Raw genomic sequence first — 17,544 nt, forward strand, 5'->3', positions numbered from 1 at the left:
AAGACAAAACAGGGGGATTGCGGGATGAAAACGGACTGGTGGAAGGATGCAGTGGTGTACCAAATTTACCCGAGAAGCTTTCAGGACAGCAATGGAGACGGAATTGGGGACTTGCGGGGGATTATTTCCCGTCTTGACTACATAAAGGAACTCGGGGCAGATGTAATTTGGATTTGCCCGATCTATCCTTCTCCGAATGTTGATTACGGCTATGATGTGACAAACCATAAGGCGATTATGGATTCTTACGGAACAATGGACGATTTTCACGAGCTGCTGGACCAGGTGCATCAGCGGGGATTAAAGCTGGTGATGGACTTTGTGTTAAATCACACCTCGGTCGAGCATCCGTGGTTTAAAGAAGCGGAGCTGGACAAAAATAGCAAATACCGCAGCTATTATTATTGGCGTCCCGGCACAAAGAACGGCCCGCCGACAGACTGGCTGTCAGACTATGGCTGCCCGGTCTGGCAATACGAGGAGCACACCGGAGAATACTATCTCCATATGAATGCCGTCAAACAAGCTGATTTAAACTGGGAAAATCCCGAAGTTCGCCAGGCGGTGTATGACATGATGAAATTTTGGCTCGATAAAGGGGTCGACGGTTTGCGAATTGATCAGCTCCATCTCATTTCTAAGAAAGAATATCTTCCTTCGTATGAGGACTATATCAATCAGCAGGCAGAGCCGAAGCCCTTTCAGCCAAATGGCGAACGAATCCATGACTATTTAAAAGAAATGACAGATGAAGTGTTTTCTCAATATGATGTCATGTCTGTCGGAGAGGTCGGCAGTGTCACACCGGAAGAAGGCCTGAAATATACGGGAACAGATAAGCATGAGCTGAATATGATTTTTCACTTTCAGCATATGGAGCTTGATCAGCAGCCCGGAAAAGAACATTGGGATTTGAAGCCCCTTGAGCTTTCTGATTTAAAATCGGTTTTGACAAAATGGCAAAAGAAGCTTGAGCATCAAGGCTGGAATACATTGTTTTGGTGCAACCATGACCAGCCCCGGATTGTGTCCAGATTCGGAGACGATGGGGAATACCGCAAAGCATCAGCGAAAATGCTGGCAGCCGTACTTTATTTTATGAAGGGCACGCCGTATATTTATCAGGGAGAAGAAATCGGGATGACAAACGCGCCGTTCACCCGGATTGAAGACTACAAAGATATCCAAACGATCAATATGTATCATAAACGGGTGTTTGAAAAAGGCTATGATCCAAATGATGTGATGAGATCGATCTTAGCCAAAAGCCGGGATCACGCCCGGACCCCGATGCAGTGGAACAGCGGCAAAAATGCCGGATTTACTGACGGCACGCCTTGGCTGAAGGTCAATCCGAACTTCACCGCAATCAATGTGGAGGAAGCGCAGGGAGATCCTGATTCTGTCTTAAACTATTACAAAAAGCTGATCAGCCTGAGAAAGCAGTACGCTGACCTCATGAAAGGGAGCTTTGATCTTTTGCTTCCGGACGATCCGCAGTTGTTTGTATACATGAGAGAAAACAGTAAACAGCAGCTTTTGTCGGTCAATAATTTTTCAAAAGAGCAGGCTGTTTTTCAGTGGCCTAAGAACTGCGGCAAAGCTCAGGCCTCACTGCTTCTCAGCAATTATAACAACGATGATCTTGCTGACGAAATGGTGTTCCGGCCTTATGAGAGCAGGGTCTATCTTCTGGACAAAACAAACTAATGATTGAAGTAGCCCGGCATTCTTAGCCGGGTTTTTTTAGTACATATATTCGCTCTGCAGGCGGGAAGAATAAATGAAAATGAAATTTATTCTTGCAAAACGTAATGACTTCGGTTTATTATGATATAGGATTATAAAATCGTTATCATTTTGATTTAAAGTTACTGAAAAAGAGGGGATATACGATATGTTTAAAAAATGGAGCGGTTTGTTTGTGATTGCAGCGTGCTTTTTATTGGTTGCAGCATGCGGCAACTCATCAACAAAAGGGTCGGCGGATTCAAAGGGTGATAAACTGCACGTTGTCACAACGTTCTATCCGATGTATGAATTCACAAAACAAATTGTAAAAGACAAAGGCGATGTGGATCTGTTAATCCCATCTTCCGTTGAACCGCATGATTGGGAACCGACGCCGAAAGACATTGCTAACATTCAGGATGCTGATTTGTTCGTTTATAATAGTGAATACATGGAGACATGGGTTCCGTCAGCTGAAAAAAGCATGGGCCAAGGCCATGCCGTTTTCGTTAATGCAAGCAAAGGTATTGATTTAATGGAAGGCTCTGAAGAAGAACACGAAGAGCATGATCATGGGGAGCATGAGCACAGTCATGCAATGGATCCTCACGTATGGCTCAGCCCTGTTCTGGCACAGAAGGAAGTTAAAAATATTACGGCGCAAATCGTGAAGCAGGACCCGGATAACAAAGAATACTATGAGAAAAATAGTAAAGAATATATTGCAAAACTGCAGGATCTTGATAAACTATATCGTACAACCGCAAAAAAAGCGGAGAAAAAAGAATTTATCACGCAGCATACAGCTTTTGGCTATCTGGCAAAAGAATACGGCTTGAAGCAGGTTCCGATTGCAGGGCTGTCACCTGACCAAGAACCGAGTGCAGCCAGCTTGGCAAAGCTGAAAACATATGCCAAAGAACATAATGTAAAAGTCATTTACTTTGAAGAAATTGCATCCTCAAAGGTCGCAGATACGCTCGCCAGTGAAATCGGCGCGAAGACAGAAGTGCTGAATACACTGGAAGGCTTGAGCAAAGAAGAACAGGATAAAGGTTTAGGGTATATCGACATTATGAAACAAAACCTCGATGCCCTGAAAGATTCACTATTGGTTAAATCATAAGATAGTGTGCGCCGGAGGGTGCACACTATTTCTTTGTGAGAAAGGAAGATTAACATGAATCTCGTCTCATTGAAAGATATCGTTTTCGGCTATTCCCATACGCCTGTTTTAGATAAAGTATCACTTGATATTGAAAGCGGTGAGTTCGTCGGCATCACTGGACCAAACGGCGCCTCTAAATCGACGCTCATAAAGGTAATGCTCGGCATGCTGAAACCGTGGGAAGGCACAGTGACGATCAGTAAAAGGAATACAGAAGGGAAACGCCTGACCATAGGGTACGTCCCGCAGCAAATTTCTTCATTTAATGCCGGCTTTCCGAGCACGGTGCTGGAGCTTGTTCAGTCAGGCCGCTATACAAAAGGGAAATGGTTTAAACGTTTAAATGAAGAAGATCATCTTGAAGTAGAAAAAGCACTGAAAATGGTGGAAATGTGGGAGCTCCGCCATCGTAAAATCGGTGATTTATCAGGCGGACAGAAACAGAAAATCTGTATCGCCAGAATGCTCGCCAGCAACCCGGATCTGCTGATGCTGGACGAACCGACGACAGCTGTTGATTACGACAGCAGAAAAGGATTTTACGAATTTATGCATCACCTTGTGAAAAATCACAATCGCACAGTTGTGATGGTTACTCACGAACAAAACGAAGTACAGCAATTTTTAGATAAAGTGATTCGATTAGAGAGAGGAGAAAAAGGCGGATGGAAATGTTTGACTTGGAATTCATGCGACGAGCTTTTCTAGCAGGCGGCATGATCGCCGTCATGGCTCCGATACTAGGAGTGTATCTCGTTCTCAGAAGACAGGCCTTAATGGCTGACACACTTTCACATATCTCATTGTCAGGTGTTGCCATCGGCTTTTTTCTCAGCACCAATATAACCGCAGCAAGCATAGTCGTCGTGACCATCGGCGCGATCGGAATTGAATACATGCGGCGGGCGTATCGGACTTATTCAGAAGTGTCCATTGCCATCTTAATGGCAGCTGGTTTGTCCTTCGCGATGTTTTTAATCAGCCTTTCCAAAGGCACAGCCAATATGAGCATCGATCAATACCTATTTGGATCGCTTGTGACAGTAAACCAGCAGCAGGTCTATATTATCAGTATTATCACACTGCTGATCCTGCTTTATTTTATCGTACTGAGAAGGCCGCTCTACCTGCTGACGTTTGATGAAGCAACAGCCAAAACATCGGGAATCAATACAAACGTTCTCTCGTTGTCATTCAGTATTGTCACAGGCCTTGCGATTTCAGTCATTATTCCGATCATCGGGGTCCTTCTTGTATCGGCCCTGCTCGTATTGCCGGCAGCCTTCGCCATCAGAATTGCAAAAGGCTTTAACATGGTTTTCATTACAGCCATACTCATTTCATTATTCAGCGTATTTACGGGACTGACATCATCCTATCAGCTCGGGACGCCGCCAGGTCCGTCTATTACCCTGCTTTTGATCGTTTTGCTATTAATCGGATTTGCAGTTCAGGGAGTTTGGACGTTTATCAAAAAAGAAGCTCAGCGCAAAAAAAGAAGCCGATAACATGAAAAGCAGTTTTCCCTAGGGAAAACTGCTTTTTTTATAGAAACAATCCGGCAAGGCGCTCATACGATTCTTTTTTCGCCTCAAAATCAAACACATTGCACAGAACCATGATTTCATTTGTTTCGTAGCGGCCTGTGAGGTCTAACAGCTGTTGTTTGACAGTGGTTGGAGAACCGATCACCATCCGCTTTCTGTTTTCTTCTATGAGTTTTTTATCGGACGCTGTATAGGGATGAGCTTTCGCTTCCTCGATGCTTGGCACGCGGCTGTCCAAGCCTTTTCCGACGCGAAGAAGCCACAAATCCTGGCTTAATGCGAGTTCTTCTGCCTCTTCATCTGTTTTTGCGCAAATGACAAAAATCGTAAACAGTGCGGATGGATTAGAAAAATGGGCTGAGGGCCGAAAGCTTTCCCGGTAGATGCGGAATGCATTTTCTCCTCGCTCGGGATTAATGAAATGCCCAAATACATATCCAATCCCCTGGTGCGCCGCGCGTCTTGCGCTGTTTTCACCAAGACCGAGCACCCATAGCTCGGGTGCCGTACCAATAAGGGGCGCCGCTTTGATTCCGGCATACGGATGGTCGGGAGGAAGGGAATCTGTTAGAAAATAAGAGACATCCTGCAGCTGTCTGTTAAATTCGGTTAAGCTTTTTTTCACCCCGTCCGTTAATGCAAGCCTGGTTTTTGTCGTGCCGCCGGGGGAACGACCGACGCCGAGGTCAATCCGGTTTGGATACAGGGCCTCAAGCTGGCGAAAGGTTTCAGCCACTTTAAATGGGCTGTATTGGGGCAGAAGCACGCCGCCTGATCCGACACGAATGGTGTTTGTCTGTGCTGCGATGCGGGCGATCATGATTTCAGGCGCTGTGCTTGCCAGTCCTTTCGTGCTGTGATGCTCGGCAAACCAATAACGCTTATAGCCCCACTCTTCGCTAAATCGAGCAAGCTCAACCGAATGCTGAAGAGTTGTCACAGGGCTCTCTCCTTTAGAAACAGGTGCCTGATCAAGTATGCTTAAATGAATCAAAAGGCCGCTTCCTTTCTGTCTGTTTTTAGATGGTGACACCAGAATAGGCAAAATGACTTGCCCGCGTCAAATGGTTTGTTTAAGAAGCGCACTTTATAGCATTTGCAAATCATATATCAAATATGGAAGTTTTTTTTCGAGGTTTTTCGTCAATTATTCTTAACTTTTACGAAACTTTGATATAATAACAAACGTATATATTAGTAATTTACGGCTTATTTTCCTTGTGAGCGTAAAAATAAATGTGACTATCTTCACATTTCGATGAGTAGGAGTGAATCGTGTGGCAATTTCTTTAGAAAAAGGTCAACGAATTGATTTAACAAAAGGAAAAGCCGGTCTGTCAAAATTGATGGTCGGTCTCGGCTGGGACCCAGTGTCCTCAGGCGGAGGATTCTTCAGCAAACTGCTTGGCGGAGGCGGTCCGAATATCGACTGTGACGCTTCAGTGCTGATGCTGGAAAACGGAAAATTCACCGATAAGAAAAACCTGATTTATTTCGGCAACCTGAAAAGCCGCTGCGGCGGTGTACAGCATACAGGCGACAACCTGACGGGTGACGGTGCGGGCGATGACGAGCAAATTATGATAGATTTAGATAAAGTGCCTGGAAACATCGATAAGCTTGTATTTGTAGTGAACATTTACGATTGTGTCAGAAGAAAACAAGATTTCGGCATGATTCAAAATGCGTTTATCCGCGTAGTTGATCAATCTAATCACGAGGAAATGCTCAAGTACAATTTGAGAGACAATTACGCCGGCAGAACAAGCCTGATTACAGCAGAAATCTACCGCAGCGGCAGTGAGTGGAAGTTTGCGGCGGTCGGTGAAGGCACAAACGATACGAGATTAGAAGATATTATCAGCCGATACGTATAAAAGAAAAGGAGTGGATGAAACATGACAATTTCATTGGCAAAAGGACAAAAAGTAGATTTAACAAAAACAAATCCGGGTCTTTCAAAGGTTGTTGTCGGTTTAGGCTGGGATACGAACAAGTATGACGGCGGGCACGACTTTGATCTTGACTCAAGTGTGTTTCTGTTAGACGCCGCAGGCAAATGCGCGTCACCAAACGACTTTATTTTCTACAACCAGCTTGAAGGCGGCAACGGTTCAGTCGTTCATTCAGGCGACAACCTGACTGGTGCTGGCGAAGGCGACGATGAGAATGTAAAAGTAAATCTCAGCGCTGTACCGGCAAACATTGATAAAATCTCATTTGTTATTACCATTCACGATGCAGAAGCGCGCAGCCAAAACTTTGGACAAGTATCAAACGCGTTTGTCCGCATCGTAAATGAAGAAACAAATGAAGAGCTCATCCGTTACGATCTTGCAGAAGATTTCTCTATTGAAACGGCAATCATTGCAGGGGAGCTTTACAGACATAACGGCGAGTGGAAATTCTCCGCAATCGGCTCAGGCTACCAAGGCGGCCTTGCCCGCATTGCAACAGACTACGGTTTGCAAGTCGGTTAAGACAAATACGAAGAGCAGAAAGGAGAGAGGCAGTATGGCCATTCAATTATCAAAAGGACAGCGCATTGATTTAACAAAAACAAATCCGGGACTGACAAAAGCGGTGATCGGCTTAGGCTGGGATACAAACAAGTACTCCGGCGGACACGATTTTGACCTGGATGCTTCGGCCTTTTTAGTTGATGCGCATGATAACTGCGTAAATGATCTCGATTTCGTCTTCTATAATAACCTTGAACATCCGAGCGGCGGTGTCATCCATACGGGTGACAACCGCACGGGTGAGGGCGACGGAGATGATGAGCAGATTATCGTTGATTTCTCAAAAATCCCGGCTCACATTGAGAAAATCGGCATCACAGTGACCATTCACGACGCTGAAGCACGCAGCCAAAACTTTGGACAAGTTTCCAATGCATTTGTCCGCGTTGTGGATGAAGAAACGCAGAATGAGCTTCTTCGCTTCGATTTGGGAGAAGACTTCTCCATTGAAACAGCTGTTGTCGTTTGTGAGCTTTACAGACACGGCGGCGAGTGGAAATTCAATGCGATCGGCAGCGGATTTTCCGGCGGGCTGGCTGCATTGTGCCGGAATTACGGTTTGCAAGTGTAAGCGAGTGACAAATAGAGAAGTCACCGTTTCAAATTAATAGGAGGAAAAAACTTGGACTTTTTACATCATATTTTGTCTACGTATGCTTCATTTTTCGATTGGAAAATGTGGGGGGAAGTTCTGACTGATCCTGTTTCCTGGGGTTTGATCGGTTCCCTTGTTGTTCTGGAAGGCCTTTTATCGGCCGATAACGCGCTTGTTCTTGCGGTCATGGTTAAACACCTGCCGGAAAAACAGCGGAAAAAAGCGTTAACGTATGGTTTGTTTGGAGCTTATATTTTCAGGTTTATTTTCATCGGGCTCGGTATGCTTCTCATTAAATTCTGGTGGATCAAGGTGCTTGGCGCGCTTTACCTGGCTTGGCTCGTCATTAAGCACTTCTGGATTGGCGAAAAAGAAGAGGAAGCGGACGGCATGAAGAAAAACTCTTGGATGGTCCGTACGTTCGGGATCTTCTGGGCGACTGTCATTTCAGTAGAATTAATGGATCTTGCCTTCTCTGTGGACAGCATCCTGGCCGCGTTTGCAGTATCTGAAAAAGTATGGGTGCTTCTGATCGGCGGTATGCTTGGTATTTTAATGATGCGTACAGTGGCAAAAGTGTTCCTTGTGCTGATTGATAAAATTCCTGAGCTGGAAAACACAGCATTCGTGTTAATCGGCATTATCGCGCTGAAAATGGCGGGGAGTGCTTTCCATTACGAAATGCCGCACTCTGTATTCTTCATTATCATTATCGCTGCATTTGCGGTAACATTGATCATTCACTACATCAATAAACAAAAGCAGGTGCGCGAACAAACAGCCGCTTCAAAAGAAGAATAAAACAAAACAAGGAGGGAGGTTCAATGTCCTTCCTTTTTTGTTACCGAAATATCGTTCAATGACAAACCGGAAAGGAGGATATGATGAGACAAGAAGAACTAACCATTCATAAAGCACTTCCGGCTGATGGCGATTGGAAAAGCCTGCTGTTTCAGCCATTGCCGGAGCGGGATCACTATGAAACTGCACAAGGCCTTTCTTTTTCTCGTCTTGCCGGTCAGATATTGGGCACGCCTATTGATGAGACGGACTACTATAACGAGCTATATGAGCTGTCTGTAAACGACCGCATAACGATTTTGAGTGAAACGCTCGATAAAACAATCGAACCGGAAACATTTCAAAAGCTTCAGCATATTCATTCCATCAATCAGAAAGAAAAAGGGCTGTCAGTCAGCCGCTTTGTAGCCTTTCTGGACGGGGAAAAGCTGATTGCGAAGCACTCAAATCCCCTGATGCACCGCCATTTAAGAAAAGCGCTGATGACGCTTTTACATACCTTTGCGGACAGTCATGAAAAGGGGCTGAATCATCCTGATTTTCGCAGAGTGCTGCTTGATGTCTCGAAGTTTTCCTTAAACCATCTGAATCCTTGGCTGGAAAAAACCGATATAGAGCGGGAGATGCCGAAGATTGTTTGGTATGGAGATGCGACGAAAAGCCAGCTCTATTTCTTATATTATCTGATGCTGGTCGGCTGTGATGTACTGCTGTTCCATCCGGCGGGAACGGATCAGCTGGCGCTTGTCGACCCGAAGCAGGAGCTCGGTTTTACGGAAAAGCTCCCGGATGTTTCGGAGCTTCAGCCGTTTCCGAAAGAAAAACCAGACCGGAAATCAACAGTGGCTTACCGCTCAACAAAGGAAATTGAACATGTGCTGAATCACGAGGAATCCATGCTGTATAAGCCGTGGCAGTTCAGAGATCACACACCGGTGTCCGTTACGCTGAAAACGACCTATGATGAATTGTTTTTAATCACGAAAGAACGCGCCTTTATTCGGCCGAATTTCAAAGCTGATAAACATTCAATTGAGATTCCGAATGTATTCGCCAAAATTATGGGCGTGTCGAAAGACAATAAGGAATATTGGAACAGGCTTCATACTCTAGCGGATTATCAGGAAACCGAAATGGTCAGAAGCTTTCCATTTACAGAAGAAATAAAGTCGAACTATCAATTTCACTACAGCCACGCACTTGATCAAGAAGGGAACATTGATCCGGACAAGCTGATGGCAAGCAATGTGTGGCAGTACAAACAGCTGCCGGCGGGCGTTCAGACTGCCATTGCCAAAACGATTTCGAGAATGTGCAGGCACCCGCGGCTTAAAGCTTTGCATCAGGAACAAGTCAAGGATGTTCAAATCTATTTGTTTAAACAAACAACAAACCTGCCTGCTAATCTGCTGAAATTGATTCAAATGTTCGACTATGCGCAAACCGTTCCGAAACTCGTTTTATATCATACGGAAATGAGCGGCGGACTCACGCGTTCGGATGCTGCCGCCCTGCTGTTCCTGAATGAAATCGGAATCGATATCATCATTTATAATCCGCCCGGACACCAGGATATTGAGCAGTTTATTGAAGAGGATCAGTATGATATCCACTGGCTGGATGACATGGTGTTTCAGCAGGACTACAAAGAGCCTTCGCTTGTGAAAAGGCTCTTCAGAACCATTACCCAAAAATAAGGAGAGAAGAAAAGCATGACAACAGAAAATCAAAATCCGCTTGTTCTCGATAAAAATGAAGAGATTTCCCAGCAAAAAGCTGACGATATCCGTCTTCAGCTCCGTCAGGAACCAGAAGTGAAGCGGCTTGCTCAACAAATTGACGTCAAAAACCAAATGGAGCTGCTTGAGTACGGCAAGGAGCCGGCCGTTGAAATATCCAAGTTCTCTGACCGCATCTTGGGGATGATGAAAACAACAAGCGTGACAGACTCCGGCACAATGCTGACTCAGCTTGGGAAAATCATGGACCGCTTCGACAAAAATGATTTTGATGAGCCAAAGGGATTAATGGCGAAAATTTTCAAACGCGGCGGCAGCATGATTGAAAAAATCTTTAAAAAGTATCAGACGCTTGGCGGAGAGATTGAAAAAATCCACGTTGAGATTTCAAAATACAAAGATGAGATGACGAAGACGAACTACACGCTCGATGAAATGTATGAAAACAATATCAAATACTATATGGAGCTTGAAAAATACGTCGTTGCCGGGCAGATGAAACTGGAAGAGATGCAGTCGATCCTTCCTTCATATGAGGAAAAAGCGGCAAGCGGGAACCAGCTGGCGCAAATGCAGCTCGATACGTTGCGCAACGGCATTCAGGCGCTTGAGGAACGGGTGTATGATCTGGACATGGCACGGATGGTGGCGCTTCAAACCGCACCTCAAATCCGTCTCCTGCAGCGAGGAAATGCAAAGCTAATCGGAAAAATCAACTCCGCGTTTATCATTACCATTCCGATTTTCAAAAACGGCATTATTCAGGCTGTTACGGTAAAGCGGCAAAAGCTTGTGGCTGATTCCATGAGCGAGCTTGACCGCCGGACAAACGAGATGCTGAAACGAAATGCTGAAAACATCTCGAGCCAAAGTGTTGAAATTGCCAGAATGGCCGGCAGACCGAGCATAGATATTGAAACGATCGAATCGTCTTGGAACACGATTGTCAGCGGCATGCAGGAAACAAAACAAATCGAAGAAGAAAACAAGCGCCTCCGCGAAGACGGTGCGAGACGAATTGCACAGCTTCAGGATAATATTAAAAAAGCAGCATTGCAGCAATAATAAAAACCCCGCTTGTGGAACATAAGCGGGGTTTTTCAATTACATCATTTAGTTAATGACAATGTGTAAAGACAGGTGTAAACTTAAACGGTAATCATTTTGCATATCAGAGGTGTTGGCAATGGGAAAACAACAGCCTATATCCCAGCGTAAACTGCTGGGCGTCGCCGGTTTGGGGTGGCTGTTTGATGCAATGGATGTCGGAATATTATCGTTTATTATCGCCGCGCTCCATGTAGAGTGGAATCTGTCGCCCGAAGAAATGAAATGGATCGGAAGCGTCAATTCCATCGGCATGGCTGCGGGTGCGTTTTTGTTTGGTTTGCTTGCTGATCGAATCGGCCGCAAAAAAGTGTTCATCATCACCCTTTTATGCTTTTCCATTGGAAGCGGCATTTCCGCTTTGGTGACGAGCTTATCGGCATTTCTAATCCTTCGTTTCGTGATTGGTATGGGACTTGGCGGCGAGCTTCCAGTCGCTTCAACACTCGTTTCGGAAGCGGTTGTGCCTGAAAAGCGGGGCAGAGTGATTGTGCTTTTGGAAAGCTTTTGGGCCGTTGGCTGGCTCGCAGCGGCCTTGATTTCTTACTTTGTGATACCAAGCTTCGGCTGGCAGGCTGCCCTTCTGTTAACTGCGCTGACTGCTTTTTATGCGCTGTACCTGCGGACGAGTCTGCCTGATTCGCCGAAATATGAATCGCTTTCTGCCAAAAAGAGGTCGGTGTGGGAGAATGTAAAAAGCGTCTGGGCAAGACAGTATATACGGCCGACGGTGATGCTGTCGATCGTTTGGTTCTGTGTGGTGTTTTCTTATTACGGCATGTTCCTATGGCTCCCGAGTGTCATGCTGCTGAAAGGCTTCAGCATGATTCAAAGCTTTGAATATGTCCTGCTGATGACGCTTGCTCAGCTACCTGGCTATTTCTCTGCCGCATGGCTGATTGAAAAAGCGGGCCGGAAGTGGATACTCGTCGTTTACTTGATTGGCACAGCAGGAAGCGCCTATTTCTTCGGAACGGCGGATTCCTTAAGTCTTCTGCTTACGGCTGGAATGCTGTTATCGTTTTTCAATCTCGGTGCATGGGGCGTGTTGTATGCTTATACCCCGGAGCAATACCCGACTGCGATTCGAGCAACAGGTTCAGGAACGACAGCAGCGTTTGGAAGAATCGGCGGCATCTTCGGGCCTTTGCTCGTCGGAACGCTCGCAGCCCGTCATATTTCGTTTTCGGTCATCTTTTCAATCTTTTGCATTGCAATCTTACTCGCGGTTGCTTGTATTTTGATTATGGGGAAAGAAACGAAACAAACTGAGCTAGAATAGGAAAAGCACCTCTTTTAAGAGGTGCTTTCAGCGTGTCGACAAACCCTCGCATTCGTTGTCAGGACTGCGCTTCGGTGCTCAATGCGAAGTGGATCAACGGCTAAATTCTCAGGCGTCCTGCCTAAACGCCGTCGTCATCACATCCTGTGAATGTCCGCTCCTATGCTCGTCCTTCCTAGACTTCAAGGGTTTTCAATCTGAGGCACCTCTTGAATGAGGTGCTTTTTTTTACATTTGCGCCCGGGCTGCGGATTGGCGTTTCCCGGTTTTACTAATTGTCTGGTAGAGCGTCATAGAAAGTATGAACAGAATGGCAGTAAATCCTGTGACAGCTCCGAAATGCTGTGTGCTTTGATATAAAAAACCTGCAATACTTGTACCGACAGTGGTTCCGGCATACATAGCGGCATTGGAAAGGGAAGCGATGGTTCCTCGCGCATTTACTGCAATGGATTGAAAGACACCCATCATTAACGGAAAGATGATGCCAGCTGTAAAAAACGTGAGAAAAAAGCTGGCTTCTACTAAAAACAAGTTTGGAAAGAACGGAAGAGCGAAATAGGGAGCGCCCATTAGCAGCATCCCGCTGATCAGTGTTTTAAACATGCCCAGCTTTTCTGAAACCCGGCTGCCGATAAGGCTCCCGAGCATATTTCCCAGTCCGAGTACAAGCATAGCTGCGCCAATTTGTGACACGGTTAAATGATAATCCGCGGAAAGCCAAGCACCCAGAAAGCTGAACGAAGCGAAGTTTCCGGTTTGAAACAGAAAATAGGCAAGCAGAATGACCGATGTTTTCGGCAATGAAAAAAGCTCCCGATAGGGGTTGACAATTGATGGTCGCGCCAATGGTTCAGAAGGCCGGATATCAGGCATGACCGCCGCCAGGATCAATAGTAGAATAAGCGAGCATGTTGACAAAACGAAAAATGGCGTATGCCATGTAAAGGAAGCGAGAAACCCTCCAATAGGAAGTCCGAGCATTTGTGAAGCGGCCAAACCTGCTGTCGCAATCCCCATGCCTTTTATGATCTGAGAAGGCCGGACAATGACTGGGATGGACGCCCAAATTTGAGGCGTCACAAACGCAGCGCTAACGCCTGCGGCAAAACGGAACAGGCACATGGCGGCAAAAGAGGGAGCGATGCCGCATAAAAACGTGGATACGATAAAGCCTGCAAGTCCCCACAGCATGACTGTTTTCCTGTTCAGCCGGTCTGAGATTGGGCCTGCAATGAAAGCGAAGAGCGCATAACCGAGTGCATAAGCACTGACCATCCAGCCTGACAAATCAGTAGAGACATGAAACTGATTCTGTAAAAGGGGGAGAAGCGGCGAAAGCAAAAAGGTATCCGTGCCAATGACAAACATGACACTGAAGAAAAGCCAAATGCGATTCAAATTTTATCACTCCTATTGTTTTATAACTTTGAAACTATGAAACAGATATGTATAGAGAAAACCCTTTGTTAGAGGGTTTCCAAAAAGCCAGGCAGGTATGTTTGAAATGTGTCTTCACGCAGACTGACGTATTTTGTCCGCGAATCTTTCCGGGTTGCCGTCAATCCCGCTTCACGCAGCGTTTTAAAATGATAAGATGCCGTGGTTTTGACAATATTGCACTTTTCACCTACTTCACCGCAGCTGAGTTCTTTTCCGCTGACATAAAGCGTACGAATAATGGCAAGCCTTGATTCATCAGACAGTGCTTTAAAAATTTGTGCTCTGATTTGATCATCTGATTGTTTCATAGTCATGAAACTATAATACATAATGGGTGTTGGAAAAGCAACTTATTTTTCCAGTAAAGGAGCAGGAAGTCATAAGAGGAAGGAGGAATTCAATTCCAATAAAAGCGTTTTCAACTAAAGATAGGAGAAAAATCACCCGTAAAATACAATCATATAGGAGGATTACAGAGCATTTAGAAGCATAAATAAGATCATGTGGTCACATGGATGTTTATAAAGAAATGGTACAGAATAAAAGAGAATATGCTGTTTGTGTGGGAAGTTACATAAATGTTACGGTAATAAAGATTGCTTAATATGGAGGGAAAATATGAGTGTAGATGAGAAACCAATTAAGATAAAAGTCGAGAAAGTCTCTAAGATTTTTGGGAAACAAACAAAGAAGGCAGTTCAAATGCTTGCCAACGGAAAGACAAAAAAAGAGATCCTGAAAGCAACCGGATCAACCGTTGGTGTTAATCAGGCAGATTTTGAAGTATATGATGGTGAGATATTTGTCATCATGGGTCTATCAGGGAGCGGTAAATCAACTTTAGTACGGATGTTAAACCGGCTTATTGAACCGACTGCCGGAAATATTTACATTGATGGTGACATGATAACAAATATGTCTAAAGACCAGCTCCGGGAAGTCCGCCGGAAGAAAATCAGCATGGTCTTCCAAAAGTTCGCTCTGTTCCCGCACAGAACGATACTTGAAAACACAGAATACGGACTGGAGCTTCAAGGTGTAGACAAACAAGAGCGGCAGCAAAAAGCGCTTGAGTCTCTTAAGCTCGTTGGACTGGAAGGATTTGAACACCAATATCCAGACCAGCTTTCCGGCGGGATGCAGCAGCGTGTCGGCCTTGCCCGCGCGTTGACAAATGATCCGGACATCCTTCTGATGGACGAAGCGTTCAGTGCGCTCGATCCACTGATTCGTAAAGATATGCAGGATGAGCTTCTTGATCTTCACGATAATGTCGGAAAAACAATTATCTTTATTACGCATGACTTGGACGAAGCGTTGCGGATCGGCGACAGAATTGTCCTAATGAAGGACGGCAACATCGTTCAAATCGGCACGCCTGAAGAAATCCTGATGAATCCATCTAACGAATATGTTGAGAAATTCGTCGAAGATGTTGATTTGTCTAAAGTCCTCACAGCAGGCCACATTATGAAACGCGCTGAAACAGTGCGGATTGATAAAGGGCCTCGCGTAGCATTGACACTGATGAAAAACCTTGGAATTTCTTCAATTTATGCAGTGGATAAACAAAAGAAATTATTAGGTGTTATCTATGCGTCTGATGCGAAAAAAGCGGCTGAGTCTGATTTGTCACTTCAAGACATCTTGAATACAGAATTTACGACTGTACCAGAGAATACGTATCTGACTGAGATTTTTGACGTTGTGTCCGATGCGAATATTCCAATTGCGGTTGTGGATGAGAAGCAAAGAATGAAAGGAATTGTCGTAAGAGGCGCGCTGATTGGCGCACTTGCCGGCAATAACGAGTATATCAATGCTGAAGGCACTAACGAACAAACACAAGATCCTTCTGCACAGGAGGTGAAATAAGATGGATAGACTGCCTAGAATACCTTTAGCAGATATTATTGACCGTTTTGTTGACTGGATTACGATGACGTTTGGCGGATTCTTCGACGGAATCGCTAACGGATTGGCCGCTTTTGTAAATGGAATTGTCACCGGTCTTGGATTTATTCCATCTATTTTGTTAACGATTATTTTCGCCGCACTTGCGTGGTGGATCAGTACAAGGGGAATTGCGTTATTTACGTTGATTGGATTCCTCCTGATCGATTATTTAGGATATTGGGACCCAATGCTGCAAACATTGGCGCTTGTTTTGACATCTGTGATTATTTCGATTGTGGTCGGGGTTCCGATCGGAATTTGGGCGTCTCAGAAAGAAACGGTTCGCCGTATTGTAACGCCAATTCTTGATTTAATGCAGACAATGCCTGCTTTCGTATATCTATTGCCGGCGATTTTCTTCTTTAACATCGGTGTTGTGCCGGGTGTTGTTGCATCTGTTATCTTCGCGATGCCGCCGACAATCCGCATGACTGTTCTCGGTATTAAACAAGTGCCGGCGGATTTGATTGAAGCGACTGAGGCATTCGGTTCTACAACAGCTCAGCGTTTGTTTAAAGTTCAGCTTCCGCTTGCGACAAAAACGATTTTGGCCGGAATTAACCAGAGCATCATGCTTGCGTTATCAATGGTTGTTATCGCCGCAATGGTCGGTGCACCGGGACTTGGTTCTGAAGTATACAGTGCCGTTACACAGCTGAAAACCGGGGTCGGAGTAGAGGCCGGTATCGCCATCGTTATCGTTGCCATTACCCTGGACCGTATTACTCAAAATATTAAAGTGAAGAAGAAAAGCAGGGGGAATGCCTGATGCTTAAAAAAATCATCGGCATCGGCGTTTCCGCCATGCTGGCGCTCTCACTTGCGGCTTGCGGTTCAGAAAACGATGAAAATGCATCCGCAGCAGAACAAGTGAATAAGACCATCATCGGGATTGACCCCGGTTCAGGGATTATGTCCCTGACTGACAAAGCGATGAAGGATTATGACCTGAATGACTGGACATTGATTTCAGCGTCAAGTGCTGCGATGACCGCTACGCTTAAAAAGTCATACGACCGTAAGAAACCGATTATCATTACAGGATGGACACCGCACTGGATGTTCTCCAGATATAAGCTGAAATATCTCGATGATCCGAAACAATCTTATGGCAGCGCAGAGGAAATCCATACGATCACACGCAAAGGCTTCAGCAAAGAGCAGCCGAATGCCGCAAAGCTTCTGAGCCAGTTTAAATGGACGCAGGACGAAATGGGCGAAATCATGATCAAGGTGGAAGAAGGCGAGAAACCTGCCAAAGTTGCTGCTGAGTACGTCAATAAACACAAGGATCAGATTGCCGAATGGACAAAAGGCGTTCAAAAGGTGAAGGGAGACAAAATCAACCTTGCCTATGTGGCGTGGGACAGTGAGATTGCAAGTACAAACGTCATAGGCAAAGTCTTAGAAGACTTGGGCTATGAGGTAACACTTACTCAGGTAGAGGCTGGGCCGATGTGGACTGCAATTGCGACGGGAAGTGCGGATGCATCCCTTTCCGCATGGCTGCCGAATACCCATAAAGCATACGCCGCTAAATATAAAGGCAAATATGATGATATTGGCACCAGTATGACTGGTGTGAAGATGGGGCTTGTTGTTCCTCAATATATGAAAAATGTCAACTCAATTGAAGATTTGAAGAAGTAATGA

Annotated in this window: 17 protein-coding genes; 14 read left to right on the forward strand and 3 right to left on the reverse strand. The window is 45.3% G+C overall.

What is annotated here, in order from left to right; all coding sequences use genetic code 11:
* Window positions 1-24 precede the first annotated feature (24 nt).
* From NYE20_RS01645 to znuB, 4 genes are all read left to right on the forward strand, one after another.
* Window positions 25-1,710, forward strand: coding sequence for an alpha-glucosidase (locus tag NYE20_RS01645; RefSeq protein WP_046160023.1), 1,686 nt, complete (start codon window positions 25-27; stop codon window positions 1,708-1,710).
* A 187-nt stretch (window positions 1,711-1,897) separates the two neighbouring features.
* Window positions 1,898-2,857, forward strand: a complete 960-nt coding sequence (locus NYE20_RS01650; protein ID WP_003234733.1) for a metal ABC transporter substrate-binding protein — start codon at window positions 1,898-1,900, stop codon at window positions 2,855-2,857.
* 54 nt (window positions 2,858-2,911) lie between these two features.
* Complete coding sequence (znuC, locus tag NYE20_RS01655; protein ID WP_014475714.1) at window positions 2,912-3,607, forward strand: zinc ABC transporter ATP-binding protein ZnuC; 696 nt, start codon at window positions 2,912-2,914, stop codon at window positions 3,605-3,607.
* Complete coding sequence (znuB, locus tag NYE20_RS01660) at window positions 3,565-4,407, forward strand: zinc ABC transporter permease ZnuB (protein ID WP_003246340.1); 843 nt, start codon at window positions 3,565-3,567, stop codon at window positions 4,405-4,407. Before znuC ends, znuB begins: the two co-directional genes overlap by 43 nt.
* Window positions 4,408-4,444: 37 nt before the next feature.
* Here znuB and NYE20_RS01665 read toward each other — a convergent pair whose 3' ends face one another.
* Window positions 4,445-5,440, reverse strand: coding sequence for an LLM class flavin-dependent oxidoreductase (locus tag NYE20_RS01665; protein ID WP_038828536.1), 996 nt, complete (start codon window positions 5,438-5,440; stop codon window positions 4,445-4,447).
* A 283-nt stretch (window positions 5,441-5,723) separates the two neighbouring features.
* On the opposite strand from NYE20_RS01665, the gene NYE20_RS01670 reads away from it, so the two are divergent.
* The 7 genes from NYE20_RS01670 (at window position 5,724) to niaP (ending at window position 12,492) form a co-directional block, all read left to right on the forward strand.
* A complete protein-coding gene (locus NYE20_RS01670; protein ID WP_003246350.1) occupies window positions 5,724-6,323 on the forward strand; it encodes a TerD family protein in 600 nt (199 codons plus the stop codon).
* 21 nt (window positions 6,324-6,344) lie between these two features.
* Window positions 6,345-6,926, forward strand: a complete 582-nt coding sequence (locus tag NYE20_RS01675) for a TerD family protein (RefSeq protein WP_003234723.1) — start codon at window positions 6,345-6,347, stop codon at window positions 6,924-6,926.
* Window positions 6,927-6,960: 34 nt separating this feature from the next.
* A complete protein-coding gene (locus tag NYE20_RS01680; RefSeq protein WP_003241242.1) occupies window positions 6,961-7,539 on the forward strand; it encodes a TerD family protein in 579 nt (192 codons plus the stop codon).
* Between the two features lie 51 nt (window positions 7,540-7,590).
* Complete coding sequence (locus tag NYE20_RS01685; protein WP_003246458.1) at window positions 7,591-8,364, forward strand: TerC family protein; 774 nt, start codon at window positions 7,591-7,593, stop codon at window positions 8,362-8,364.
* Between the two features lie 83 nt (window positions 8,365-8,447).
* The gene (locus tag NYE20_RS01690; protein ID WP_021481855.1) at window positions 8,448-10,061 is read left to right on the forward strand and encodes a YceG family protein; all 1,614 of its coding nucleotides are present in this window, start codon (window positions 8,448-8,450) and stop codon (window positions 10,059-10,061) included.
* A gap of 15 nt (window positions 10,062-10,076) precedes the next feature.
* A complete protein-coding gene (locus tag NYE20_RS01695; RefSeq protein WP_003234715.1) occupies window positions 10,077-11,168 on the forward strand; it encodes a toxic anion resistance protein in 1,092 nt (363 codons plus the stop codon).
* Window positions 11,169-11,289: 121 nt separating this feature from the next.
* Entirely contained in the window at window positions 11,290-12,492 is a 1,203-nt protein-coding gene (gene niaP / locus NYE20_RS01700; RefSeq protein WP_038828532.1) for a niacin permease NiaP, read from the forward strand.
* Window positions 12,493-12,720: 228 nt separating this feature from the next.
* Here the strand turns inward: niaP and NYE20_RS01705 are convergent, their stop codons facing one another.
* On the reverse strand, window positions 12,721-13,893 hold the full coding sequence (locus NYE20_RS01705) for an MFS transporter (RefSeq protein WP_161621326.1): 1,173 nt from the start codon (window positions 13,891-13,893) through the stop codon (window positions 12,721-12,723).
* A gap of 68 nt (window positions 13,894-13,961) precedes the next feature.
* The gene (locus NYE20_RS01710) at window positions 13,962-14,264 is read right to left on the reverse strand and encodes a metalloregulator ArsR/SmtB family transcription factor (RefSeq protein WP_010886398.1); all 303 of its coding nucleotides are present in this window, start codon (window positions 14,262-14,264) and stop codon (window positions 13,962-13,964) included.
* Window positions 14,265-14,553: 289 nt separating this feature from the next.
* Between NYE20_RS01710 and opuAA the strand changes: the two genes are divergently transcribed.
* The 3 genes from opuAA to opuAC are packed head-to-tail and all read left to right on the forward strand — an operon-like array spanning window position 14,554 to window position 17,541.
* Window positions 14,554-15,810, forward strand: a complete 1,257-nt coding sequence (opuAA, locus tag NYE20_RS01715; RefSeq protein WP_003246301.1) for a glycine/proline betaine ABC transporter ATP-binding protein OpuAA — start codon at window positions 14,554-14,556, stop codon at window positions 15,808-15,810.
* Window position 15,811: 1 nt separating this feature from the next.
* Entirely contained in the window at window positions 15,812-16,660 is an 849-nt protein-coding gene (gene opuAB / locus NYE20_RS01720) for a glycine/proline betaine ABC transporter permease subunit OpuAB (RefSeq protein WP_003234703.1), read from the forward strand.
* Window positions 16,660-17,541 (forward strand): glycine/proline betaine ABC transporter substrate-binding protein OpuAC, encoded by an 882-nt coding sequence (opuAC, locus tag NYE20_RS01725; RefSeq protein ID WP_003246462.1) that lies wholly within the window; start codon window positions 16,660-16,662, stop codon window positions 17,539-17,541. The genes opuAB and opuAC overlap by 1 nt, the downstream gene beginning before the upstream one ends.
* The last annotated feature ends 3 nt before the right edge of the window (window positions 17,542-17,544 follow it).

The sequence above is a fragment of the Bacillus sp. FSL R5-0416 genome (assembly GCF_037975425.1).
Lineage (GTDB): Bacteria > Bacillota > Bacilli > Bacillales > Bacillaceae > Bacillus > Bacillus subtilis.

Excerpts from the sequence above, each read along its gene's own strand:
- opuAB (WP_003234703.1), top strand. The coding sequence starts at position 15,812 with ATGGATAGACTGCCTAGAATACCTTTAGCAGATATTATTGACCGTTTT.
- opuAC (WP_003246462.1), top strand. The coding sequence starts at position 16,660 with ATGCTTAAAAAAATCATCGGCATCGGCGTTTCCGCCATGCTGGCGCTC.
- znuB (WP_003246340.1), top strand. The coding sequence starts at position 3,565 with ATGGAAATGTTTGACTTGGAATTCATGCGACGAGCTTTTCTAGCAGGC.
- niaP (WP_038828532.1), top strand. The coding sequence starts at position 11,290 with ATGGGAAAACAACAGCCTATATCCCAGCGTAAACTGCTGGGCGTCGCC.
- NYE20_RS01650 (WP_003234733.1), top strand. The coding sequence starts at position 1,898 with ATGTTTAAAAAATGGAGCGGTTTGTTTGTGATTGCAGCGTGCTTTTTA.
- znuC (WP_014475714.1), top strand. The coding sequence starts at position 2,912 with ATGAATCTCGTCTCATTGAAAGATATCGTTTTCGGCTATTCCCATACG.
- opuAA (WP_003246301.1), top strand. The coding sequence starts at position 14,554 with ATGAGTGTAGATGAGAAACCAATTAAGATAAAAGTCGAGAAAGTCTCT.
- NYE20_RS01710 (WP_010886398.1), bottom strand. The coding sequence starts at position 14,264 with ATGTATTATAGTTTCATGACTATGAAACAATCAGATGATCAAATCAGA.
- NYE20_RS01675 (WP_003234723.1), top strand. The coding sequence starts at position 6,345 with ATGACAATTTCATTGGCAAAAGGACAAAAAGTAGATTTAACAAAAACA.
- NYE20_RS01680 (WP_003241242.1), top strand. The coding sequence starts at position 6,961 with ATGGCCATTCAATTATCAAAAGGACAGCGCATTGATTTAACAAAAACA.
- NYE20_RS01645 (WP_046160023.1), top strand. The coding sequence starts at position 25 with ATGAAAACGGACTGGTGGAAGGATGCAGTGGTGTACCAAATTTACCCG.
- NYE20_RS01695 (WP_003234715.1), top strand. The coding sequence starts at position 10,077 with ATGACAACAGAAAATCAAAATCCGCTTGTTCTCGATAAAAATGAAGAG.
- NYE20_RS01690 (WP_021481855.1), top strand. The coding sequence starts at position 8,448 with ATGAGACAAGAAGAACTAACCATTCATAAAGCACTTCCGGCTGATGGC.